The sequence below is a fragment of the Microbacterium sp. BH-3-3-3 genome (genome assembly GCF_001792815.1).
Lineage (GTDB): Bacteria > Actinomycetota > Actinomycetes > Actinomycetales > Microbacteriaceae > Microbacterium.
In genome coordinates, this window is sequence record NZ_CP017674.1 from 1,669,775 (window position 1) to 1,692,591 (window position 22,817).

Here is a 22,817-nt window from a genome sequence, read left to right on the forward strand (position 1 = left end):
CCGCGACCGACGACGGCGGCCGGCCCGATCGGGCACGGCCGCCGTCGCGGTGACGCGGTGAGAGGTGCTCAGCGGGTCACGGAGATCGAGTCGAGCTCCGCGAAGCCCACCCCGCCCGAGAACCCGGGCGATCCCTTCGCCAAGCGGATCACGTTGAACCCGGCCTTCAGAGTGACCGTCGTCGAAACGGACCCGCCGAACTGTCCCCATGCTCCGGTCGCCGGGTACGAGACCGTGGACCACGCTCCGCCGTTGTACGCCAGTCCCTGGGTCGCGGTGGCGCCGGTCCCGTTCGCGTAGCGGATGCCGAGGGTGTACGCGCCCGCCGACGGCACGTTCACCGTGAAGTCGACGAAGCTCTGCGACCGCATGTCGGCCGTTCCGTCGATACCGCCGACGTATCCGCCGTTCGACGCGGAAGACGAGGTGCGGCGCTGCGCGTTGACGACCGTCGCGTTCTCGGCCTCGTACACCTGCTGGTACGACGTGGTCGGGCCGTTCACCGGGGTGATGAGCGCCTGGTAGCTCTGACGGGCGTCCATGCCGGCGAGGGGGATGGTGACGGATCCGTTGACCACGGGCAGCGTCTGCGTGGAGAGGGTCGTCGGCGCGGCCACGTTCACGTCACGTCCCGAGGCGGGAGTGGTCGTGAGCACCACCTTGACCGAATTGCCGAACCCCGACAGGCGGTCCACCCGCACGGTGTTGTCGCCGTAGTCGCCCCCGAACACGACGTTCGCGATCTTGCGCGTGCTGTCGAGCGAGGCGATGCCGTCGAGGTCGGCGTCCGCCGTCACGGGCAGCATGTTCCCGGCCATCTCGCCGTACCACTTGTACATCCAGTACGACGCCGTCGGCTGGCCGTTGTGCAGCAGGCCGTTCATGGTCCCGGATTCGAACCAGTACGCCCGCTCGGCGTCGTTCACCCCGGTGCGCTCGAACTGCGCGATGTAGTGCAGCGCGGCGCTGGGAACGTCGACCTGGTCGGGCCAGGCGTACTCGTTGATCGAGATCGGACGCGGTGAGATGCCCAGGCTGCGCTCGAGGGCGCGGTAGTCGGCCACGTGCTCATCGATGTCGCGCCACCCCTGCGACAGCTCGTGCCAGACGATGACGTCGGGCACCGTGTTGGTGGCCTTGGCGTTCTCGAGGAAGGAGCGCATGAAGGTCGGGTTGTAGATGGTCGTTCCCGGACCGATGATGGGCGTCACCGTGTCCTTCGCCCGGATCGCCCGATAGGTGCGGGTCCACCCGTCGTTGTAGGGGCCGGCCTTCTGCGTGTCCCAGGTGCCGTCGGGCTCGTTCCAGATCTCCCACCCGTTGATGTTGGTCGTGGAGGTGGCGGCGAGACGGTCGTCGACCATCTTGTTCACCTTCTGCAGCCAGTCGTCCCACCCGAGCCACTTGTACGGGAAGTCGGGGTACACGTCCGGCATGCGGATGTACTGCTGACCTCCGGTCCCGATGACCGTCGACGCGACCTTGAGCGCGTCGCCCGTCGGGGTGGACGCCCCGTTTCCGAGTTGCTGCACCCCGGGCGGGGGCTGGGTGTGCTGGCGCAGGCTCAGCGGCTGCAGGATCGCCGTCGACGGAGTGGTCGCATCGGCGATCCCGTAGAGACCGCCCGCCGCGACGTGGGTGACGGGACGCAGCACGGCGCCGGCGTCGACGACGAGTGTGTGTCCGACGGCCTGGGCGGCCGGGCCGGGCACGAGAAGTGCGGCGGTCAGGGCACCGACCAGGGCGATCCCGGGCAGCGTGGCTTTCGTTTTCACAAGTGCTCCTCTGCATTGTGACCGGAGGGGGCGGTGACTCGTCCCCGTCGCGCGGCGTGCGTCGCGGTCGGGGTCATGGTCCCGTTTCTCCGTTATCGAACCGGTTCGACAGTGAACCGGTTCGACAAGAGTACGTCGGGTCCTACGCAGCGGTCAACAGATCACCTTCGACCCCGGTCACGACGGCGTCTGCCGGGATCCCGAGCACATCACAGCGCGGCATCACCACGGCGCACGGCGTCGCGCACGAGGGTCAGATAGACCGCCGCGGTCCAGGTGTACGCCCGATCTCGAAGACCCTGGCCGGTGCGCGCGTCGAAGTTCTCGGCGAAGCCGTGGCGTTCGCACAACCGCCGGAAGCGTTCGCTGATGTCGTCGGCGAGCGCGGTTTCGCCCGCGCGACGAAGTCCGTCCTCGAGCAGCATGGTCGACGGCGCCCAGATGGGGCCTCGCCAGTAGCCGTCGTCCTCGTATCGATCGCTGTCGGGGCGCTCGGTGGCCGGACCCCACTCGGTGAGGAACGTCTTCGCGGTGCGGGCGAGCACCTCGGGCACCCCGGGCGGGAGCCGGTCGCCGGCGAGGACGGCGAGCACCGGCAACAGGCTCGTGCGTTCGACGTCATCGCCGTCGGCGACCCCCCGCGCGGCATACCCGTCGCCGCGCCAGAGCTCCGACAACGCCTCGGTCATCCGCGCAGCCTCGGCGAGCCACGGGGCGGGATCGTGGCCCGTCTCACCCGCCAGGCGAGCGAGCTCGTCGAACTGCAGCAGCAGGAAGACCGCGAGCTCGGGGGACTCGACCAGGCGCGTGCGGTCGAAGACGGTGGCGTTGTCCCACCCGCTGTCATTGCCGTGCTGGTAGTGGGAGAGAGCCCGCCCGGGGACGCGCCGCTCATCGAGCCAGAACCGCGTCCATCGCGAGAGCCTGTCGTAGATGTCGACGCGCACGTCGTCGGAGAGCGCGAGACCCTCGGCGCGCAGCCGAGCGAGCGCCCACCCGTGGATGGGCGGCTTGACGAAGTTGTACAGGCGTTCGGAGTGGGCGATCGAGTCGGGCAGCGCTCCCGTCGCATCCTGGTGGTCGAACGGCGCGAGGAACTGATCGAGGGCCAGCCCGGGCTCACCGGGTGCCAGGGCGATCGCGTTGAAGCAGTGATCCCAGCTCCACACCTTGTCCATCCAGTGCTTCGACATCAGCACCGCCTCGCGGCGGAGGAATCCCGCCGGTGAGACGGTCGCCGACCACAGCACGTACGCCGCGCGCAGCGACGCATCCCGGGCCCCCTGCGCCACGTCGTCGCGCGCGGCCCAGGGGGCGACGCGCGCGGCGAAGGCCGCGAACTCCTCGGTGACCTCGGCGACGCAGTCCTCGAACGCGGAGGATGCCGCGAAGGGCGGGCGCGAACTCTCGAACTCCTCGATCGCGATCTCCCAGGGACCGGCGTCATCGCCCCCGGTGACGGTGACAGCGCGCGTGGCGGCCCCCAGACTCTCGGCGCCCTCGATCCGCAGGCGGCCCTCGAGCGCGGTGACGCGGTATCGGCACCCCGTCTCGTACGACGTGAAGACGGCGCTGCCGTCACGCGGATCCTGGAACAGGTAGATGCCCGTGAACGGGGTCAGCTCGGCGGCGACCTCCGCCAGACGCAGGCTCGACCCGGCGTCGCCGCGGAGGCGGAGCGTGTCGGTCGAAGCGAAGACGGCGCGGACCGCCGTCGCCCCCGTCGTCCAGCGCACGGTGGCCGCGTCGGCCGCCACGTCCCACGGCTCATCGACCGCGCCCGACGCGACTGCAGGCACGAGCGACAGCACCGCGTGCATCCCGGTGCGGTGAGACACGAGGTGGACGTCGTCGACCGTGCGGTGCGCGGCCACCACCGGCGACAGGTCGAGCCAAGAGCCGCGGCGACTGAACGGGACGTGCCGCAGAGGGAAGGAGGGAATCGGACTCGTCATCGAGGAACTTTCGGTTCGTGAGGATTGCTGCTTGCCAAACGGATGTCGCCATTGTACTTTCGAACCGGTTCGAATCGAACCAGTTCGATACGTTGAATTCGTTGCCCAACGGGGACACTCGGTACTACCACCGATTCATCCCGCCGGGCACAAGAGACCCGGCGACAGAAAGGACGGCGACATGGTCAACATCGGCGATGTGGCGCGAGCCGCCGGCGTCTCTCGCAGCACGGCCTCGTACGCCCTGTCGGGCAAGCGCACGATCTCGCCGGCCGTGCGCGAGAACGTCGAACGGGCCGTGCGCGAGCTGGGGTACACCCCGAACGCGGGCGCCCGGGCGCTGGCGACCTCGCGCACCAACGTTCTCGCCCTGCTGGGGCAGTTCTTCGACGACGAGTTCGCGCCCGCCATGCTGCAGTACATCCTGGGCATCACGGACCGGGCCCGCGAGTTCGGCTTCGACACCCTGCTCGTCACCGAGAGCGACGGGGTGGGAGCGCTGACGCGAATCGCGGCGTCGCGCATGGTCGACGGGTTCGTGCTGCTGAACGTGGCGGAGTTCGACGAACGACTCGACCCGCTCCGCTCGGCCCACCAACCCGGCGCGCTCGTCGGACTCCCCGGCGACGCCACCGGTATCGACACGTTCGACCTCGATTTCGTCGCGGCCGGTCGACTGATGGTGGACCGACTGCACGAGGCGGGGCACCGCGAGGTGACGCTCGTGTCGCAGCCCGAGCACGTGGTCGAGCGCGGCGGCGCCTATGTCTGGCGCCTGGCCGACGGCGCCCGCGCGCGGGCCGAGGAGCACGGCATCCGGCTGAACCACGTCTTCGGATCGTCGCACCAGCCCCGGATCGGACACGATCTGCACGCCGTGCTGGAGCAGTACCCGCACGCCACCGGCCTGCTGTTGAACAACGAGGCGGCAGCGGCGGCGCTGCCGTCGGTGCTCGCCGCGCGCGGCCTGTCGTCGCCCGCCGACATCTCGGTCATCGGCCGCTACTCCGACGAGTTCGCCCGCACGTTCTCGCTCCCCTTCAGCGCCATCGACAGCGCCGCCGACCTGCTCGGTCGACGCGCCGTCGAACAACTGGTCTCGCGCCTGCGTTCCGACGCCGACGCGAACCCCACCGTCGTCGAACTGATCGCGCCCGTCATCGATGACCGCGGCAGCATCGCCGCACCCCCACCCCGTCGCTGAGACGGGAACACACAGCGCTCACCCGAGCATGTTCGAGGAGGAACAATGAACCCCAAGGTCCTGCGCATCGCCGCAGCCGTCGCCACGGCCGGCATCGCCGTCGGCGCTCTCGCCGGATGTTCCGGCGGCACCGCCGGCACCGGTGGCGACGCCGCGAGCGGCACCTACACCTGGTGGGATCCGTACCCGCAGCACGCCGAGGACTCGGACTGGGCGAAGCGCGTCCAGGACTGCGGCACGCAGGCCGGCGTCACCATCCAGCGGACCGCCTACGACACCACCGCCCTCACCAACCAGGCGCTGCTCTCGGCCCAGGACGGCACGTCGCCCGACGTCATCCTCATCGACAACCCCGCGGTGTCCACTCTCGCCGACACCGGAATGCTCTCGACCACCGACGACCTCGGTCTCGACACCTCCGCCATCGACGAGAACCTGCTGGCCGCCGGCGTCCTCGACGGCAAGACGTACGGCATCCCCATCGGCGCCAACACCCTCGCGCTGTACTACAACGCCGACGTCCTCTCGGCAGCCGGAGTCGACCCGGCCTCCATCACGGACTGGGATGCCCTCGACGCCGCCCTGGCGAAGGTGTCGGCCGCGGGCAAGAAGGGCATCACCTTCTCGGGCATCAACACCGAAGAGGGCTCGTTCCAGTTCCTGCCGTGGTTCTGGGGCGCAGGCGCCGACCTCACCGACCTCTCATCGCCCGAAGCCGTGGAGGCGGTGACCCTGTGGAAGGACTGGCTCGACAAGGGCTACGCCCCCAACTCGGTCATCACCAACTCGCAGAACACGGTGTGGGAGGAGTTCCTCACCGGTGACTTCGCCTTCGCCGAGAACGGCACCTGGCAGGTCGACAGCGCCGCGAAGGCCCCCTTCGCGAGCGGCGTCATCGAGCTGCCCGCCAAGGACGGCGGCGCCGCTCCCGCTCCCACCGGCGGCGAGTTCATCGTCGCTCCGGTGCAGAAGGACACCGCGCGCTACGAGACCACGCGCAAGATCATCGAGTGCATGACGACGCCCGAGGGCTTCGTCGACACCGCCAACACCTTCGCGTACTACATCCCGCCCACCGCAGAGGGCCAGAAGGACCTCCTGGCCGAGAACCCCGACCTCGAGACGTGGGTCTCCGCGGTGCAGGCGGCGAAGGGCCGCACGAGCGACAACCTCGGCACCGACTACCCGCTCATCTCCGAGCAGCTGTGGACCGCCGTGCAGAACGTCCTCTCGGGTGCGCAGACGCCCCAGCAGGCCCTCGACGCCGCCCAGTCCGCGGCGCAGTCGGCGACCGGCAAATAACGGCACCCATCGGTGTCCGGGGGACGGCGACGTCCCCCGGACACCCCCGTCGAAAGAGGCATTCCATGTCGTTCCCGACCCTGCGCGAGCACCCCCGCGCGTCTGACGACACCGTCGCGGTGACCGTGCCCGCCGCCGGGCGTCGTCGTCGCGCCCGTCTCGAGGGATCCCCCTGGGTAGCGGCGGCGTTCGCCGCCCCGCTCGTGATCTACCTCGTCGTGTTCTACCTGTGGCCGCTCGTGCGCAGCATCGACCTCAGCATCCACGACTACACCGTGCGGGCCTTCGTGCAAGGCGATGCCGCCTTCGTCGGCCTGGACAACTACATCGCCGTCATCTCCTCGCCCACGTTCGGGCCCGCTCTCGCCAACACCGCGATCTTCGTCGTGGTGTCGCTCGTCTTCCAGTACGCGATCGGGCTGGGGCTCGCCGTCTTCTTCCGCTCCCACTTCCCCCTGAGCGGTCTTCTGCGCGGGCTCTTCCTCGTTCCGTGGCTCCTGCCCCTGATCGTCTCGGGATCCACCTGGTCGTGGATGCTGAACAGCGACAACGGCATCATCAACTCCGTCCTCGGGGCGTTCGGGATCGGTCAGATCAACTGGCTGACGTCGCCCGACACCGCCATGACGGCAGTGGTCATCGCGAACATCTGGCTCGGCATCCCCTTCAACCTCGTCATCCTCTACTCCGGGCTGCAGAACATCCCGACCGACCTCTACGAGGCCGCCTCGCTCGACGGCGCGGGCCCGTGGCGGCAGTTCTGGAGCATCACCTTCCCGCTTCTGCGCCCGGTGTCGGCGATCACGCTCCTGCTGGGCCTCGTCTACACCCTCAAGGTGGTCGACATCATCTGGATCATGACCCGGGGCGGCCCCGCCGACGCGACCACGACCCTCGCCATCTGGTCGTACCGGGAGGCTTTCGGCACCGGCCAGCCCGACCTGTCGCCCGCTGCCGCGGTCGGCAACGTCCTCATCGTCATCGCCCTCGTCTTCGGCCTCGTGTACCTGCGGGCCCAGCGTCGCCAGGAGAACTCATGACCGCCCGCCGTTCGTGGTGGAAGACGGGCCTCGGCCTGATCTTCACCGCCCTGATGCTCTTCCCCGTCTACTGGATGCTGAACGTCTCGTTCACGAAGACGAGCAACCTGCGCGACAGCCCGCCCCAGGTGTTCCCCTTCGACCCGACCATCGAGGGCTACACCGCGGTCCTCAGCCAGCAGCTCCCCAACCTCGGGACGAGCCTGGTGATCGGCCTCGGGTGCGTCGTCGTGACCGTCGTCATCGCCGCCCCCGCGGCGTACGCCCTCGCCCTGCTCAACCTGCGCGGGGGCCGCACCCTGAACTTCGTGCTCCTGGTCGCGCAGATGATCCCCGCGGTCGTGATGGCGATGGGCTTCTACGCCATCTACGCACGCGCCGGACTGCTCAACAGCGTGCCCGGGCTCATCCTCGCCGACTCCACCGTGGCGGTGCCCTTCGGGGTGCTGCTGTTCACCGCGTTCATGGGCGGCCTCCCCCGGGAGCTGCTGCAGGCCGCACGCATCGACGGCGCCGGATCGTGGCGCACGTTCGTGTCGGTCGTGCTGCCCCTAAGCCGCAACTCGGTGTTGACCGTCGCCCTGTTCTCGTTCCTGTGGGCGTGGTCGGACTTCATCTTCGCCTCCACCCTGGCCCGCAACTCCGCGTTCAAGCCGATCACGCTCGGCATCTACGCCTACATCGGCAACAACACCACGCAGTGGAACGCCATCATGGCGACCGCCGCGGTGGCATCCATTCCGGCGGCGATCCTGCTCGTCGTCGCCCAGCGTTACGTGGCCGCGGGCGTGACCGCCGGCGCCGTGAAGGACTGAACCGTGGTTCTGCACAATCCCCTCACCACCCGACCACGAGTACAGGCGGTCCCCGTCGTGCCGGCCACCTCCCGCCTGCGGGGTGTCGACGTCGGAGCCCTCCGCATGGATGCCGACGGCTTCTGGGGACGCCGGCAAGCGGTCAATGCCGCCGCGACCCTCGCCCACTGCCTTGAGTGGATGGAACGACTGGGATGGCTGGCCAACTTCGACCGCGTCGCCCGGAGCGAGGCGCTCGAGGAGCGCACCGGATGGGTGTTCTCGGACTCCGAGGTCTACAAGCTGCTCGAAGCGATGGCGTGGGAACTCGGTCGACAGCCCGACGAGGCGCTCGAGGTCACGTTCTCGGCCCTCGTGGACCGGGTCGCGCACGCTCAGGATGCCGACGGATACCTCGGTACGGCCTTCGGCCACCGCGGGCAGGCACCGCGCTACAGCGACCTGTCCATGGGGCACGAGCTCTACAACATGGGCCACCTCCTGCAGGCGGCGGTCGCCCGAGCGCGCGCCGGTCATCCCGACGACGCCCTCGTCGAGGTGGCGCGACGCGCCGCCGACCACATCTGTCGCGAGTTCGGCGCGGACGCACGCGACGGCGTGTGCGGACACGCCGAGATCGAGGTGGCGCTCGCCGAAGCGGGGCGCGCGTTCGGCGAGCGTCGCTACCTCGAGCAGGCGCGCGTGTTCCTGGCGCGCCGGGGACACGGCACCCTGCCCGTTCCTCCCCTGCAGTCGGCCGAGTACTTCCAGGACGACGTCCCCGTCCGCGACGCCTCGGTGCTCAGAGGGCACGCCGTGCGCGCTCTCTACCTGTCGGCGGGCGCGGTGGACATCGCCGTGGACACCGGCGACACCGACCTGCTGGCGGCTCTGGAGCGGCAGTGGGAGAACACCGTGGCCCGGCGCACCTACCTCACCGGAGGGATGGGGTCGCGCCACCAGGACGAGGGGTTCGGCGACGACTGGGAACTCCCCGCCGACCGCGCCTATTGCGAGACGTGCGCGGGAGTCGCCTCGATCATGTTCGCGTGGCGCCTCTTCCTCCACACCGGCGATGTGCGCTACCCCGACCTGATCGAGCGCACGCTCTTCAACGTCGTGGCGACCTCGCCCAGCCCGGACGGCCGCGCGTTCTTCTACGCCAACCCGCTGCACCAGCGCGAGGCCGGCGAGCCCGCCGCCGACGGGGTCAACCCGCGGGCCGAGGGCGGGGTGCGGGCACCGTGGTTCGAGGTGTCGTGCTGCCCCACCAACGTCGCCCGGACGCTCGCGTCGCTCGCGGCGTACACGGTCGCCCTCGACGACGACGGGATCGTGCTGCTGCAGTACGCCGCGGGAGAGCTGCACGCGGGAGGGTGGCGTCTGCGTCTCGAGACCCGCTACCCCGATGAGGATCGCGTGCGGATCAGCATTGACGACGTGCCCGCCGAGGGGGCCCGGCTGCGCCTGCGCATCCCCTCGTGGGCCGATGCAGCGTCCGTCGCGATCGGGGACGCCCCGGCTCGCCCGGCCGCCCCCGGCTGGTACGACATCGTCGACGTCTCGCCCGGCGCCGTCGTGACGCTGACCCTGCCGCGATCGCCGCGACTGGTCTTCCCCGATGGACGCATCGACGGTGTCCGAGGCACCGCGGCGGTCCAGCGGGGGCCGCTCGTGCTCTGCCTGGAGTCGGTCGATCTGCCGCACGGCGTCGCTTTGGAGAGCGTGCGCCTCGTGCCGCGCGCACCGGAGGCGGAAGCCGACGGCGCCCGCGCGTCGGCGGTGATCGTCGAGCAGACACCCTCCGGCGACCCTCTGCCCTTCGGAGGTCAGCCGGATGCCGGGATCGTCACGCGCTCGGCGACGGTGACGCTCGTTCCGTACCACCGCTGGGCGCAGCGCGGACCCTCGCGGATGCGGGTCTTCGTCCCGCTGGCGCCTCCCCCCGGCGACGCGCACTGACGCGCGACACCGATCCGCACGTTCGGCCGGCCGACGGGAACGGCGTCAGAGGATGACGCCGTACTCGTCGGCCAGCGCGGGCAGCTCCTCGTGCAGCACGCGGGATGCCTCGGCGGCGAGCGGGTTGGTCGAGACGCCGCGGTCGTTGACGAGCTTTCCGCCGACGTAGACCTGCTGCAGGTTGCGCAGCCCGCAGGCGAGCACGTAGCTGCGCACGGGGTTCCAGAGCGGTCCGATGTCGGGGGTGCGCGGGTCGACCACGACGAAGTCGGCGAACTTGCCCACCTCGAGGCTGCCGACGCGGTCGTCGACGCCCATGATCTCGGCTCCCCCGAGGGTGTGCAGGCGCAGCACGCGCTCGGGCATCATCGACAGCGGGTCGTGGGTGCGGGCGCGCTGCATGAACATCCCCATGCGCATGTTCTGCCAGGGGTCGGCGACGTCGGTGCAGGCCTGGTCGTCGAGACCCATGCCGACCTTCATGCCGAGATCGAGCATCTCGGGCACGTGCGCGATGCCCGACGCCAGACGCCCATTGGATGCCGGCTGCCACGACATGCTCGCGCCGCCGGCCGCGGCATCCTGGATGATCTCGGGCGTGGTCTGGATGAAGTGGCCGAACATCATGCCCGGGCGAAGAGCACCGGCGTTCTTGTAGAGCTGGAACTTGGTCTGCTGGTGCTCGATCGCCTCGTAGGTCTCGAGGAAGTGCGCCTGGTTGGTGACGCCGAAGCGGTCCATGACCGCGACCTCGATCTCGGCGGCGTCGGGCCGCGTCGACCACTGCACCTGGCCCATGATCGAGGCGCCGAGGGCGAGGTCGGGGTCCATCGCGAGAACGTGGTCCAGCGACGCCTCGAAGCGCGCGAAGATCTCGTCGTCGGTGCCGACGGTGGCATCCAACGCGATCGAGTCGACGAAGCGGAGGCCGGCGTCGTGGCATCCATCGGCCTGTCGCGTGTGCCAGGACTGGTCACGGAGCTGTCCGCCCCCGTCGCTGCGCTTGCCCTCGACCATCGGCTCCCAGGGCAGGAGCGGGTCGGTGAAGTTGTACGCCGTGGTGACGCCGTTCGCGAGGAAGTCGAGCGAGCCGTGCAGCGTCGCCCAGTAGATCTGGTCGGGTGAGGCGTTGTTCAGCACGCTGAACATCGAGGTGCACCAGCCGTAGAGCGTCTGGTCGACGCCGAGTCCGCGCGAGCCGCTCGTGAAGAGGTGGCTGTGCGACGAGACGAACCCGGGAGCGACGAACTTGCCGTCGACGTCGAGGATCTCGTCGGCGGTGACGCCCGGATCGGGGTCGCCAGCGCCGATCGCCGCGATGCGGCCGTCGGTGACGAGCAGGAAGCCCCGCTCGATGTAACCGGGGTCGTCGGTGCCCGCGGGAACCGTGATGAGCCGTGCGTTGATGACCAGAAGCGACATGTTGATGACGGTAACAATGGCGTGTTTCCGCGGTGTTCCGAGCGGGTAGCGGGTTGTGTGCGCGCCGCGCGGAGCCGCGCGGCCCCGTCGAGTGTCCAGGACATGCCGTGTGGGGGCGAGCTCGTGCGGCGTTTTGTGGACACTCAACGCCGGGAAGGGCGGCCGGGGGGGCGAGAGGGACGCGCGTCAGGCGAAGGCGCGGTGCACGGCGGGGGCGATGGCGGCGAGCACCTCGTCGCGCGCGGGCGTCGACGGGAACACCAGGAAGAGGTGCGGCACTCCCTCGCGGCGGAGGAACTCCACGGGGACTCCGGATGCCGAGAGCCCACCCGCGTACTCCTCCGCCTCGTCGGACAGCGGGTCGACGCCCGCCGCGACGATCACCGCCGGCGCCGAGCCGGTGAGGTCGGGGGCGCGCAGCGGCGCGGCCTCGACGGGCACCTCGGGTGAGGTCTTCGCGGCGACGACCCCGGGCACCACTGCCGCCGGGCCGGGCTGCGGCGTCGGGGCCGGGGCCGGGGCCGGGGCCGGGGCATCCTGCACGTACAGTCCCCAGTACCACTGCATGCCGCGCGAGGTCAGCGGCAGGTTCTCGGTGTGCGCGCGATAGCTCGGGCGGTCGGGATCGGGCGCGTCGAGCACGGGGCACAGCAGCACCTGGCACCGGATGCCGGGAGCCCGGCCCTCACGCGAACGCAGCGCCAGAGCCGCGGCGAGGTTGCCCCCGGCGCTGTGCCCGGCGACGCCGAGAAGGTCGGGGTCGACCAGACCGTCCGCTCCTTCGGCGGCGAAGCGCAGGGCGCGGTCGAGGTCGTCGAGACCGGCCGGGAAAGGGTGCTCGGGCGCCAGTCGGTAGTCCACGCTCAGCACCTGGGTGCCCGTCGCCGCGGCGAGTGCGCGGCAGAGGGCGTCGTTGTTGTCGAGGTTGCCGGCGACCCAGCCGCCGCCGTGAGCGAAGACGAGGGTGCCCCGGTGGCCGGTGCGGGGTCGGTAGAGGCGGAGCGCGAGGCCGTCGGCATCCGTGTCGATCGACTCTACGACGTCGTCGTCGGGCAGGCGCACCCACGACGGGTTGGCGCGCAACTCGGCGATGCGCGCGGCGTCGTCGCCGTCGGCATCGGTCGCTCCCGAGGGGATCGTGCCCGCGCTCGCGGCGAGGCGGGCCAGGTGTGCGCGCACGTCGGGGTCGGTGATGGCCGGGTGCACGGTGTCGGTCACGGGGTCTCCAGGCATGTCGAGTGTCCAGGACACGCCGCGCCGGTGCGGCGGGATCCGGCGTGTCCTGGACACTCACGAGAGGGGATGCGGGCGAGAGCGAGAGTACGGGGCGCGATCGCGCGGCGAGGGCGGGTTCGCCAGAGCGTTACGGGGCCGAAACACCGACGTCGCGCGCCACGCGCACGATGGCGACATGACCGTGCCCGAAGAGCGCGCCGCCTCGATCCTCGCCGCGCAGCGCTACGTCGTGATCGGCACGGCCGATGCCGACGGGCCGTGGACCGCCGCCGCGCAGTACCGTCTGCTCGCGCGCGGCATGTACGTGGAATCCGGCCGCGCCTCGCGGCACGCCCGCGCGATCTCGGCGTCGGGGGTGGCATCCGGGGTCGTGTACGACTCGTCGGCCGCGATCACCGACGCCGACGGTGTGCAACTGTCGTTCCGAGCGAGCGAGGTGGATGCCGACGCCTCGGCGATCAGCGCCGTGCTGGCCGAGCGGTTGCCGAGGGATGCCGGAACCGACGAGGACGCCGCCGCGGTGCTGGCGGTACCCGACAAGCGCCTGTACGTGCTCGAGGTGGAGCGCGTGTTCGTCTTCGACCGCGATGCGTGGCGCACGCGCGGAACCGACGCGCGGCTGGAGGTCGACGCGGCGGCGGTCTGGGCACGGCTCACGTGAGATGACGACCGCCGACGCGGGTCGGCGAGAGCGTTACGCCGCCGAAACAGCCCCGACGTCACGGCGTGCGACGCTCCGCGTACGGTGACGCCCGAGGGCGACCCGAACCTCGCCAGAAGGAGTGCCATGCCCTACCGCGTCATCGTCACCGGCGGCTCCGGCGGCATCGGTGCCGCCATCGTCGCCCGGTTCGCCGTCGACGGCGCCGCGGTCGTCGTGCTCGATCGGCGCGCCCCGGCCGAGGGCGCGGCATCCGGCTTCTTCGCCGTCGATCTGCGCGATCCGCTCGACACCCGGCGTGCGGTGGGGGAAGCGGTCGCAGCCCTCGGCGGCGTCGACGTGCTGGTCAACTGCGCGGGAGTCTTCCAGCACGCGTCGCTGCTCGACATCACCGTCGACGACTGGGATCGCGTGCTCGACATCAACGCCCGCGCGACCCTCGTGACCATGCAGGCGGTCGCGCCGACGATGCTCGAGGCACGCAGCGGCGCGATCGTGAACATCGCCAGCATGGCGGCCAAGCAGGGCGGTGGCGGCGAGGGGCACTACGCGGCGTCGAAGGCCGCGGTCGTGGCCCTCACCCGTGCCGGAGCGCAGGAATGGGGATGCCACGGCGTCACCGTCAACGCCGTGTGCCCGGGATACGTGCTCACCGACATGGGCGCCGACACCCGCTCCGAGGCCGACGTCGCCGCGTGGAGCGCGAAGTCTCCGTTGGGACGACTCGGCATTCCGGAGGACGTCGCGGGAGTGACGCACTTCCTCGCGTCGCCGTCCGGCAGCTACCTGACGGGACAGGCCATCAACGTCACCGGCGGAATGGTCATGCACTGAGCCGCGCGGGTACGCCGATCAGGCGGGCATGGGAAAGGGCCTTCCGGCTCCGAATAACCCGCCTCGGACTGTTCGCAGATAATTTCCTCGGACCAAAACTGTTTTGTGCCACTATGTCGTCAGTCGTCCGATAAAGACCCGCCGACGGTATAGATGCCGAGGCGCGGACGTTGAACAGCCCTCTCTGAAAGGCGCGATCATCGTCAGTTCTGGAATCCGCGGCACGTTTTTCGATTTCATCGACGACCCGTGGAAGCACGTGGGCAGAGAAGAGGAATCGGCGCGATTCCTCCGTGACGGCCTGCTCGTGGTCGACGACGGCCTGATCGTCGCCTTCGGACCTTTCGACGACATCTCGTCCCAGTACCCCGGTCTCGACATCACCGAGATCAGCGGGCGCATCATCACGCCCGGTTTCATCGACGGCCACGTGCACGTTCCGCAGACGCGGGCGCTCGGTGCCTTCGGGCAGCAGCTCCTGCCGTGGCTGCTCGACACCGTCTTCCCCGAGGAGGCGCGCTACAGCGACCGCGAGTACGCGCGCGCCGGATCGGATCGCTTCCTCGACAACATGCTCGCGGGCGGGACGACGACGGTGCAGGCCTTCACGACGACCTCCACCGTCGCGGTCGAGGAGTTCTTCGAGGCCGCCGCCCGGCGCGACATGCTGGTGATCAGCGGCGTCACCGGTATCGATCAGTTCGCACCGGAGGACTCGACGAGCACGCCCGAGGAGTTCTACGACGACAGCAAGGCGATGATCGCCAAGTACCACGGCGTGGGCCGTAACCGCTATGCGATCACCCCGCGGTTCGCCCTCGGCGCGAGCAAGGACCTGCTGAAGGCATGCCAGCGGCTGAAGCAGGAGCACCCCGACCTCTGGGTGAACACCCACATCTCGGAGAACCCCTTGGAGATCTCCAACCTTCTTCTGGCGCACCCGGACTGCACGGACTATCTCGGCGTCTATGAGAAATACGATCTGGTCGGCCCGAAATTCTCGGGAGGGCACGCGGTCTGGCTTTCCGATAACGAATTCGGGCGTCTTTCCGACAGCGGCGGCGCGGTGGTTTTCTGCCCGTGCTCGAACCTTTTCCTCGGCAGCGGTATCTTCCGCCTGGCGAAAGCGACCGATCCCGACAAGCGCGTCAAGATGTCGTTCGGCACCGACATGGGTGGCGGAAACCGGTTCAGCATGATCCAGGTGCTCGACGAGGCCTACAAGGTCGGGATGCTGGGCAACACGTTGCTCGACGGCACGACGAACCGCATCACCCAGGATCTGGCCGCGGCCGAGCGCAGCAAGCTCTCGCCCTACCGCGCGTTCTGGTCGGTCACCCTCGGCGGCGCCGAGGGTCTGTACATCGACGACCAGGTCGGCAACTTCGAAGTCGGGAAGTCCGCGGACTTCGTGGCGCTCGACTGGAACGCCGGTCCGTCCGCGATGCCGTGGCACCAGTCTCTGTTCTTCGGCGACGAGGGCCCGACCACGATGGAACAGGCCGCGCACGCACTGTTCGCGGTGATGATGGTCGGCGACGACCGCAACGTCGACGAGACCTGGGTCTCCGGCATCCGCCGCTACAAGAAGAGCTAGGGGTGGAGCGCCTCGCCGTCACCGACGGCCGACCGGTCACCGGGGAGGTGTCGGGCGCCGCCGACACCGCCGTCACTCTCGTGACCCACCGGAAGGTCGCGGCCGACGACGTCGAAGCCTTCGAGGGATGGGTCGAGCAGTCGGGTCGGTCCCTCACGGGCACGCCCGGGTACCTCGGCAGCACCGTGATCACGCCGACCGACGCGCGAGGCGACTGGACGCTCGTGCAGCGCTTCACCGATGCCGCCTCGGCGCGCGCCTGGCTCGACGGCCCCGCTCGGCGTTCGCTCTACGCCCAGATCGCCGACGTGCAGGTGCTCGACGAGGAAGTGACGCTGTTCCGGGAGGACCCGACGCACGGCGACGAGGTCTCGGTGCTCATCTCGTCCACCGTTCCCGCGGCACTCGAGCAGGACTACCTGGCGTGGCAGAAACGCATCTCCGACACCGAGGCGCAGTTCCGGGGCTTTCGAGCGCACCGCATTCAGCGACCCGTGCCGGGCGTCCAAGACGAGTGGGTCGTCATCCTCACGTTCGACTCGGCCGAGAATCTCGCGGTCTGGATCGACTCGCCCGAGCGGAAACGTCTGCTCCGCGAGGGCGAACGGTTCAACGCCGACCTCGCTGTCGCCACGTCGAGCTTCGGCTTCGACTTCTGGACGCCCAAGGGCGAGACCGCGCGCGAGTCGGTCATGAAGAACAACCTGCTCGTGCTGGCGGCGCTGTATCCGATCGTGTTCGGGTGGGGCTACTTCGTCAGCACCCCGCTCTTCGACGGACCCCACGCCATCCCGTTCTGGCTGTCGCTGTTCGTCGGCAACTTCGTCAGCACGCAACTGCTCGGCTGGTTCGTGATGCCCCGGGTGTTCAAGATGTTCGCCTGGTGGCTGAAGCCGAAGCCGGGCTGGCGCGCGCAACTCCTCGGGTTCGGAATCCTGATCGTCGTCTACGGCGCATCGATGGCGCTCTACGCCTGGTTGCTGTCGCTCGCGGCGTAGTCCCTCCCCCGCGCCTCCCCCGCGCCTCCCCCGCGCCTCCCCCGCGCCGCCCCGCGCCTCCCCTGCGTCTCCCCCGCGTCTCCCCCCTGTTGAGTGTCCGAAACACGCCGCATCGCTGCGCGTCGGCGCGGCGTGTCCTGGACACTCAACAGAGAGGTGTCCCCCGCGGCGCGGCGCTCGGCACGGCGACGCGGCCGCGCCGGCACGCTCGACGACGAAGTGCCCCCGGACCGCGCGTCGGCGCCGCGGCCCCCGCCCCCAGGCGTTGAGTGTCCGAAACACGCCGCATCGCTGCGCGTCGGCGCGGCGTGTTCTGGACACTCAACAGAGATGTGTCGCCCGGGAGCGGGGCGGCGACGAAGCGCGCTCGGCGGCGAGGTGTCGCCCGCGGCGCGGCGCGGCGGCGACGTGCCGCCGCGCGAACGAACGCGTCAGCGCAGCCGCCGGGCCACCTCGGCCATCGCCTCGGCGAACGACTCCTCGGCACCCTCGCGACCGCCCGAGAGGTTGACCCCCACGACGCCGGGGAGCGCCAGCATCTCCTCGGCGAGCGCCACGGCCAGGGCGATGCCCTCGGCCCGCGGGTCGTGGGCGTCTCGCACCCGTGAGAGGAAGTCCTCGGGCAGCACGAGCGTGGTGAACGACTCCAGCAGGGCGGCGGACGCGTGATCGACCACCACCGGCACACACGGGATGTACATGGCCTCGGCGGCGACCTCGGCGATGAACCGGCGCACGGGCGCCGCGCCACCGGCGTGGTTCACGAAGCACACGTCGGCACCCGCCCGGAGCTTCTCGCGCAGCCGGGCGGCCCGGCGCTCGACGGGCGGCGCGGCCGGAGACGCGGCGACCGACACCACGTGCCCGGCGGCACGCGCGAGGGCCGTCGCCTCGGTCGAGTCGAGGTCGAACACGGGCGCGGCATCGGGTCGATGCCCGGTCTCGGTGTGGTCGCCGGTGACGCAGTGCACCCCGGCCACCCCTTCGACGGCCAGCGCCGCCAGCTCCCCCTCGATCGCGACGCGGTTGCGGTCGCGCATGTTCAGCCCGGTCCAGACGCGCAGCCCCCGGCGCTGCACCAGCGACGCGCGGTATGCGGGTGGGAACTGCACGCGGGCGCTCCCCGCGTCGCCGGCGAGGACGGCATCCACTTCTCCGGCGAGCACGGCGGCGCACGCGTCGATGGATGCCACGCTCAACGCCCGCGCGGGAAGATCGGCCACGACCCACGGCCGCGTGCCGAGAGCGTCCAGCGTCGCGAGGGCTCCGGCGGTGCGTGGGGCGGGAGCGGGCACCGTCGATCGGTCGATGCCGGTCCAGGGGACGGTCGGGCGGTGCAGGAACGCGCAGCGGTGATCCGCGTCGATCTCGCACGAACCGTCGAAGCCGACACCGCCGCACGGGCCGTACTCCATGCGCTTGGGACACGCGTCGATGAGGGGCAGCGAGGTCATGGCGGGGAGTGTACGGAGCGCGTGTTTCCACGAATGTTCATGGCGGCAACATCGCCGAAATGCGCGATGCCTACGCTCGGCGATACCCGCAGCCTCCCGGAGGACCCATGATCACGGCCGGCACCACGTTCGGTTTCGACGTCGACGACACCGACGCGCTCGTCGAGGATCCGCTCGCGTTGATGGTGCAGTGGCTTCCTCCCCACGACAGCGAGCTGCGTCCACTCGCCGCCCTCTCGACCCTCGGCCTCGACGGCCTCCCGTCGCTGCGGCACGTGCTCATCAGCGACCGGGATGCCGCGGGGCTGACGTTCCACACCGACGCCGCCAGCGCGAAGGTCGCCGAGATCGGCGCGAACCCCGTCGCCGCGATGGCGGTCGCGTGGCCCGAGCTCGGTCGACAGCTCGTCGTGCGCGGGATCGTCGAGCGCGTGACGCCCGCCGAGGCCGCCACGGTGTACGCCCAGCGCTCGCGGTACCTGCAGCTGCTGGCCTGGGTGAACACGCGCGAGAACGCCCACCTCCCCGCGGACGCCCGCCGGCATCTGTGGGCCGAGTTCGACGAGGCGCACCCCCAGCTCGAGCCGCCGGCGCGCTGGGTGGGATTCCGCCTGCGTCCCCTCACCCTCACGTTCTGGCGCGGCGATCCCCTCGGCCAGAGCACCCGGCAGCACTACACGCTCGACGACGGCCGCTGGTCGGGCCGGATTTTGGCGGGCTGACATGGACATCACCACCGTCACCTCGTACCGCCCCGCCCGCACGCGCGCCGACCTCGCCCTCGCCCCCGGCGAGGCCGTCATCGCGGGCGGCACCTGGATCATGAGTGAGCCGCAGCCCGACACCACCGGCTTCGTGGACCTCACCACCCTCGACTGGCCCGACCTCGAGATCACCGCCGAGGGCCTGCGCATCGGCGCGACCTGCACGATCGCGCGCTTGCTCGCGTGGGCCGAGCACGAAGCGCCGCTCGACTGGACCTCGCTCGCCCTCGCCCGTCCGTCCGCCGACGCGCTTCTCGCCTCGTTCAAGATCTGGAACACCGCGACCGTCGGCGGCAACGTGTGCCAGGCGTTCGCGGCGGGGGCCATGATCGCCTTCCTCTCGACCCTGGATGCCACGGCCCTGGTGTGGACGCCCGACGGCGGCGAACGCGTGATCGCCGTGGCCGATCTCGTCATCGACAACGCCGCCACCTCGCTCAGGCCGGGCGAGGTCGTGCGCGCCCTCGACGTTCCCGCGCACGCGCTGCGCTCGCGGGTCGGGCTGCAGAAGATCGCCCTGGCCGAGCTCGGGCGCTCGGGCGCCGTCGTCACGGCCCGCGTCGACCCCGACGGGGCGACCGTGTTCGTCGTGACCGCCGCGGTGCGTCGACCGCGCGTGCTGCGCTTCGGCCGCCTGCCCGGCGCCGGAGAGCTGCGGGATGCCGTGGCCTCCGCCCCCGATTTCTACACCGACCCGCTCGGCAGCGCCGACTGGCGGCGCGGGGTCAGCGTCGTGCTCGCCGAGCGCCTGCGGACGGCGTTGTCGCGGGATCTGCAGGCGGGTGCCGCGTGAGGGCCCGGGCGTTGCCCGCGCGTCGCGCGACCGTCACGGTTTCGATCGCTCGACGGAGGGGCCGCGCGTGAGATTCGAAGTCAACGGGGCGACGGTCGAGGCCGACCCCCGCCCGGGGCAGAGCGCGCGCACGCTGCTGCGTGAGACGGGCCACGTCGAGGTGAAGAAGGGCTGCGACGCGGGTGACTGCGGCGCCTGTTCGGTGCTGCTCGACGGTGCGCCCACGCACTCGTGCATCGTGCCGGCCGTGCGGTTGGAGGGCCGGTCGATCACGACGGCGGCGGGGCTCGCCCCCGGCGACGAGCTCCACCCGGTGCAGGAGGCCCTGGCCGCCGGCTTCGGGTTCCAGTGCGGGTTCTGCACTCCGGGGATGAGTGTCACGGCATCCACGCTCACCCCCGACGACCTCCCCGACCTCGACCGCCGGATGAAGGGCAACCTGTGCCGGTGCACGGGGTACCGTCCGATCCGCGAAGCGATCCGGGCGTCGGTGCTGGGTCCCGTGCGCGAGACGGGTGGGGTCGCCGAGACGCGTGCGCCGCGGTCGACGTGCACGACTCCGGCTGTACCGTCGCCGACCGTGCCGGGATCGCTGGCGCAGCCGCATGTGCAGGAGTCGTGCGCCCCGGCGACCGGTGCCGGATCGTGCGCGGGACACGGCGCGACCTCGCCGGGTGCCGCCCATGCCGAGCCGGGGGTCGACGCCGCGGCAGCGGGACGCATCGGCACCTCGGTCGTCCCCGAAGCGGCGCGGCGGATCGTGCAGGGCCGCGAACCCTTCACGTTCGACGAGCCCGTGCCGGGCGGCCCGCCGCTGATCCTGCGCGTCGTCACCTCGCCCCACGCCCACGCGCGCGTGCGTTCCATCGACACCGCCGCCGCCCTCGCCGTGCCCGGCGTCGTCGCCGTGTTCACCCACGCCGACGTCCCCGAGGTGCGCTACTCCACCGGACGCCACGAGCACCGCACCGATGACCCCGACGACACCCGCATGCTCGACGACGTCGTGCGCCACGTCGGCCAGCGCGTCGTCGCGGTCGTCGCAGAGACGGCGGAAGCGGCGGATGCCGGGTGCCGGGCCGTCCGCATCGACTACGACGTCTTGCCCGCCGTCTTCGACCCCGACGAGGCGCGGAGCCCCGGCGCCCCGCTGCTGCACCCCGACCGCACGCCCGCGGAGCGCGTGATGGCGGCCGAACGCAACGTCGTCGCGGGCTTCCACACCGGGCACGGCGGCGACATCGACGCCGCCCTCGCCGCGAGCCACACGACCGTGACCGGCGAGTGGAGCTCGTCGCGGGTCACGCACGCCGCGCTCGAGACGCACGGCTCGGTCGGATGGCTCGACGACGAGGGGCGCCTCGTCGTGCGCTCGTCGACCCAGGTACCGTTCCTCGCCCGCAACGAACTCGTGCACATCTTCGGCCTCGAGCCGCACCGCGTGCGCGTCTACGCCACGCGTGTCGGCGGCGGCTTCGGCGGGAAGCAGGAGCTGTTCACCGAAGACCTCACGGCCCTCGCCGTGCTGAGACTCGGTCGGCCCGTCGCGTACGAGTTCTCGCGCACCGACCAGTTCGTGCGGGCGTCCCTCCGGCATCCGATGCGCGTACGCGTGAGCTTGGGGGCGGATGCCGGGGGCACACTCACCGCGATGAAGCTCGACGTGCTGAGCGACACCGGCGCGTACGGCAACCACGCGATCGGCGTGCTGTTCCACTCGTGCGCCGAGTCGACGACGCTGTACCGCGTCCCGGTGAAGTGGATCGACGCCGAGGCCGTGTACACGAACAACCCGCCGTCGGGGGCGTTCCGCGGGTACGGCCTCGGGCAGGTGGTCTTCGCCGTCGAGTCGGCGCTCGACGCGCTCGCGGAGCGGCTCGACATCGACCCGTTCGACCTGCGCCGTATCAACGCGGTGAAGGAGGGCGACCCGCTGCACCCCGATGACGACGAGAAGTACGAGGAAGACCTGATCTGGGGCAGTTACGGCCTCGACCAGTGTCTCGACCTCGCGCAGAACGCCCTGCGTCGCGGCAACGGCGTCGAGGCCCCCGCGGGCTGGGTCGTCGGCGAGGGCATGGCCGCCGCGATGATCGCCACGATGGCCCCACGCGGGCACATCGCCCACACCACGGCGACGCTGCGGCCCGACGGCACCTACCTGCTGCGCGTCGGTACCGCCGAGTTCGGCAACGGCACCTCCACGGTGCACCGGCAGATCGCCGCGACCGTGCTCGACGCCGCTCCCGAGCGTCTCGAGCTGTGGGCCGCCGACACCGACGCGGTGCGCCACGACACGGGCGCCTTCGCCTCGGCCGGAACCGTCGTGGCCGGCAAGGCGCTCTTCGGCGCGTGCACGGCGCTCCGCCGCCGCATGATCGCCCTCGCGGCCGAGCTCGCGGGCGGGGAGTCCGCCGCAGCCGAGACGGTCGACGATGTGGAGTTCACGGCATCCGGAATCCGCGTCGCGAACGAAGTCGTCACGTGGGAGCGGATCATCGCGGCCGCCCCCGCCGACCACGTCGACGCCGAGGGCCTCACGGCCGACGGCGCGGAGTTCGGCGACCTGCGCTCGCTCGCGTTCAACGTGCACGCCGTGCGAGTGGCCGTCGACCCCGAGACGGGCACGGTGGCCGTGCTGCAGTCGATCCAGACCGCCGACGCGGGCGTGGTCATCAACCCGGCGCAGTGCCGCGGGCAGATCGAGGGCGGCGCCGCTCAGGCCCTGGGCGGCGCCCTGTACGAAGAGGTGCTGCTCGAGGACGGCGTCGTGCAGAACCCGGTGTTCCGCACATACCGCGTACCGCAGTTCGCCGACGTGCCCGACACCGAGGTGTACTTCGCCGAGACCGACGACAGCCTGGGGCCGTTCGGGGCCAAGTCGATGAGCGAATCGCCCTACAACCCGGTCGGCGCCGCCATCGGCAACGCGGTCTCGCGCGCCCTGGGACGCCGGGGATACGAGCTGCCGTTCTCGCGTGACCGGGTGTGGAGGTTGGCCGGCGGGGCCTGAGCCGGGCCGGATG

17 protein-coding genes are annotated in these 22,817 nt (G+C 70.8%); 12 read left to right on the forward strand and 5 right to left on the reverse strand.

Annotated features, from left to right (window positions below):
* Positions 1-68: 68 nt before the first annotated feature.
* On the reverse strand, positions 69-1,775 hold the full coding sequence (locus BJP65_RS07725; protein ID WP_070408736.1) for a CBM35 domain-containing protein: 1,707 nt from the start codon (positions 1,773-1,775) through the stop codon (positions 69-71).
* Positions 1,776-1,984: 209 nt separating this feature from the next.
* Positions 1,985-3,730 (reverse strand): amylo-alpha-1,6-glucosidase, encoded by a 1,746-nt coding sequence (locus BJP65_RS07730; RefSeq protein ID WP_070408737.1) that lies wholly within the window; start codon positions 3,728-3,730, stop codon positions 1,985-1,987.
* Positions 3,731-3,911: 181 nt separating this feature from the next.
* Between BJP65_RS07730 and BJP65_RS07735 the strand changes: the two genes are divergently transcribed.
* The 5 genes from BJP65_RS07735 (at position 3,912) to BJP65_RS07755 (ending at position 10,032) form a co-directional block, all read left to right on the forward strand.
* Positions 3,912-4,934, forward strand: a complete 1,023-nt coding sequence (locus BJP65_RS07735) for a LacI family DNA-binding transcriptional regulator (protein WP_070408738.1) — start codon at positions 3,912-3,914, stop codon at positions 4,932-4,934.
* A gap of 45 nt (positions 4,935-4,979) precedes the next feature.
* A complete protein-coding gene (locus BJP65_RS07740) occupies positions 4,980-6,236 on the forward strand; it encodes an extracellular solute-binding protein (protein WP_070408739.1) in 1,257 nt (418 codons plus the stop codon).
* 65 nt (positions 6,237-6,301) lie between these two features.
* Positions 6,302-7,276, forward strand: a complete 975-nt coding sequence (locus BJP65_RS07745) for a carbohydrate ABC transporter permease (RefSeq protein WP_070408740.1) — start codon at positions 6,302-6,304, stop codon at positions 7,274-7,276.
* Positions 7,273-8,091 carry a carbohydrate ABC transporter permease gene (locus tag BJP65_RS07750; RefSeq protein ID WP_070408741.1) on the forward strand — a complete coding sequence of 273 codons (819 nt, stop codon included), beginning with the start codon at positions 7,273-7,275 and terminating at the stop codon, positions 8,089-8,091. Before BJP65_RS07745 ends, BJP65_RS07750 begins: the two co-directional genes overlap by 4 nt.
* Before the next feature lie 3 nt (positions 8,092-8,094).
* Complete coding sequence (locus BJP65_RS07755; RefSeq protein ID WP_308447296.1) at positions 8,095-10,032, forward strand: beta-L-arabinofuranosidase domain-containing protein; 1,938 nt, start codon at positions 8,095-8,097, stop codon at positions 10,030-10,032.
* Between the two features lie 45 nt (positions 10,033-10,077).
* Here the strand turns inward: BJP65_RS07755 and BJP65_RS07760 are convergent, their stop codons facing one another.
* Together BJP65_RS07760 and BJP65_RS07765 are read right to left on the reverse strand one after the other, a co-directional pair.
* A complete protein-coding gene (locus BJP65_RS07760) occupies positions 10,078-11,454 on the reverse strand; it encodes an amidohydrolase family protein (RefSeq protein WP_055935472.1) in 1,377 nt (458 codons plus the stop codon).
* Between the two features lie 186 nt (positions 11,455-11,640).
* Positions 11,641-12,687 carry an alpha/beta hydrolase gene (locus BJP65_RS07765; protein ID WP_083285767.1) on the reverse strand — a complete coding sequence of 349 codons (1,047 nt, stop codon included), beginning with the start codon at positions 12,685-12,687 and terminating at the stop codon, positions 11,641-11,643.
* A gap of 178 nt (positions 12,688-12,865) precedes the next feature.
* Between BJP65_RS07765 and BJP65_RS16795 the strand changes: the two genes are divergently transcribed.
* From BJP65_RS16795 to BJP65_RS07785, 4 genes are all read left to right on the forward strand, one after another.
* Positions 12,866-13,351 (forward strand): pyridoxamine 5'-phosphate oxidase family protein, encoded by a 486-nt coding sequence (locus tag BJP65_RS16795; protein ID WP_070408743.1) that lies wholly within the window; start codon positions 12,866-12,868, stop codon positions 13,349-13,351.
* Between the two features lie 126 nt (positions 13,352-13,477).
* Entirely contained in the window at positions 13,478-14,185 is a 708-nt protein-coding gene (locus BJP65_RS07775; RefSeq protein WP_070408744.1) for an SDR family NAD(P)-dependent oxidoreductase, read from the forward strand.
* Positions 14,186-14,288: 103 nt separating this feature from the next.
* The gene (gene guaD / locus BJP65_RS07780; protein ID WP_219811361.1) at positions 14,289-15,782 is read left to right on the forward strand and encodes a guanine deaminase; all 1,494 of its coding nucleotides are present in this window, start codon (positions 14,289-14,291) and stop codon (positions 15,780-15,782) included.
* A gap of 2 nt (positions 15,783-15,784) precedes the next feature.
* Positions 15,785-16,780: an antibiotic biosynthesis monooxygenase gene (locus BJP65_RS07785; RefSeq protein ID WP_083285768.1), complete on the forward strand. Its 996-nt coding sequence runs from the start codon at positions 15,785-15,787 to the stop codon at positions 16,778-16,780.
* A gap of 431 nt (positions 16,781-17,211) precedes the next feature.
* Here the strand turns inward: BJP65_RS07785 and BJP65_RS07790 are convergent, their stop codons facing one another.
* Complete coding sequence (locus tag BJP65_RS07790) at positions 17,212-18,234, reverse strand: methylenetetrahydrofolate reductase C-terminal domain-containing protein (RefSeq protein WP_070408745.1); 1,023 nt, start codon at positions 18,232-18,234, stop codon at positions 17,212-17,214.
* A 107-nt stretch (positions 18,235-18,341) separates the two neighbouring features.
* Here BJP65_RS07790 and BJP65_RS07795 point away from each other — a divergent pair, with 107 nt between their 5' ends.
* The 3 genes from BJP65_RS07795 to BJP65_RS07805 all read left to right on the forward strand — a co-directional run bounded on the left by BJP65_RS07795 (position 18,342) and on the right by BJP65_RS07805 (position 22,804).
* Positions 18,342-18,956: a pyridoxal 5'-phosphate synthase gene (locus BJP65_RS07795; RefSeq protein WP_070408746.1), complete on the forward strand. Its 615-nt coding sequence runs from the start codon at positions 18,342-18,344 to the stop codon at positions 18,954-18,956.
* Position 18,957: 1 nt separating this feature from the next.
* Positions 18,958-19,791 (forward strand): FAD binding domain-containing protein, encoded by an 834-nt coding sequence (locus tag BJP65_RS07800; protein WP_070408747.1) that lies wholly within the window; start codon positions 18,958-18,960, stop codon positions 19,789-19,791.
* Between the two features lie 67 nt (positions 19,792-19,858).
* Entirely contained in the window at positions 19,859-22,804 is a 2,946-nt protein-coding gene (locus BJP65_RS07805; RefSeq protein ID WP_070409902.1) for a molybdopterin-dependent oxidoreductase, read from the forward strand.
* Positions 22,805-22,817: the final 13 nt, after the last annotated feature.

Bases quoted from the DNA above. Each gene is read 5' to 3' on its own strand.
- BJP65_RS07750 (WP_070408741.1), top strand. From the start codon at position 7,273: ATGACCGCCCGCCGTTCGTGGTGGAAGACGGGCCTCGGCCTGATCTTC.
- BJP65_RS07775 (WP_070408744.1), top strand. From the start codon at position 13,478: ATGCCCTACCGCGTCATCGTCACCGGCGGCTCCGGCGGCATCGGTGCC.
- BJP65_RS07760 (WP_055935472.1), bottom strand. From the start codon at position 11,454: ATGTCGCTTCTGGTCATCAACGCACGGCTCATCACGGTTCCCGCGGGC.
- BJP65_RS07795 (WP_070408746.1), top strand. From the start codon at position 18,342: ATGATCACGGCCGGCACCACGTTCGGTTTCGACGTCGACGACACCGAC.
- BJP65_RS07800 (WP_070408747.1), top strand. From the start codon at position 18,958: ATGGACATCACCACCGTCACCTCGTACCGCCCCGCCCGCACGCGCGCC.
- BJP65_RS07730 (WP_070408737.1), bottom strand. From the start codon at position 3,730: ATGACGAGTCCGATTCCCTCCTTCCCTCTGCGGCACGTCCCGTTCAGT.
- BJP65_RS07765 (WP_083285767.1), bottom strand. From the start codon at position 12,687: ATGCCTGGAGACCCCGTGACCGACACCGTGCACCCGGCCATCACCGAC.
- BJP65_RS07735 (WP_070408738.1), top strand. From the start codon at position 3,912: ATGGTCAACATCGGCGATGTGGCGCGAGCCGCCGGCGTCTCTCGCAGC.
- BJP65_RS07790 (WP_070408745.1), bottom strand. From the start codon at position 18,234: ATGACCTCGCTGCCCCTCATCGACGCGTGTCCCAAGCGCATGGAGTAC.
- BJP65_RS07740 (WP_070408739.1), top strand. From the start codon at position 4,980: ATGAACCCCAAGGTCCTGCGCATCGCCGCAGCCGTCGCCACGGCCGGC.
- BJP65_RS07745 (WP_070408740.1), top strand. From the start codon at position 6,302: ATGTCGTTCCCGACCCTGCGCGAGCACCCCCGCGCGTCTGACGACACC.
- BJP65_RS16795 (WP_070408743.1), top strand. From the start codon at position 12,866: ATGACCGTGCCCGAAGAGCGCGCCGCCTCGATCCTCGCCGCGCAGCGC.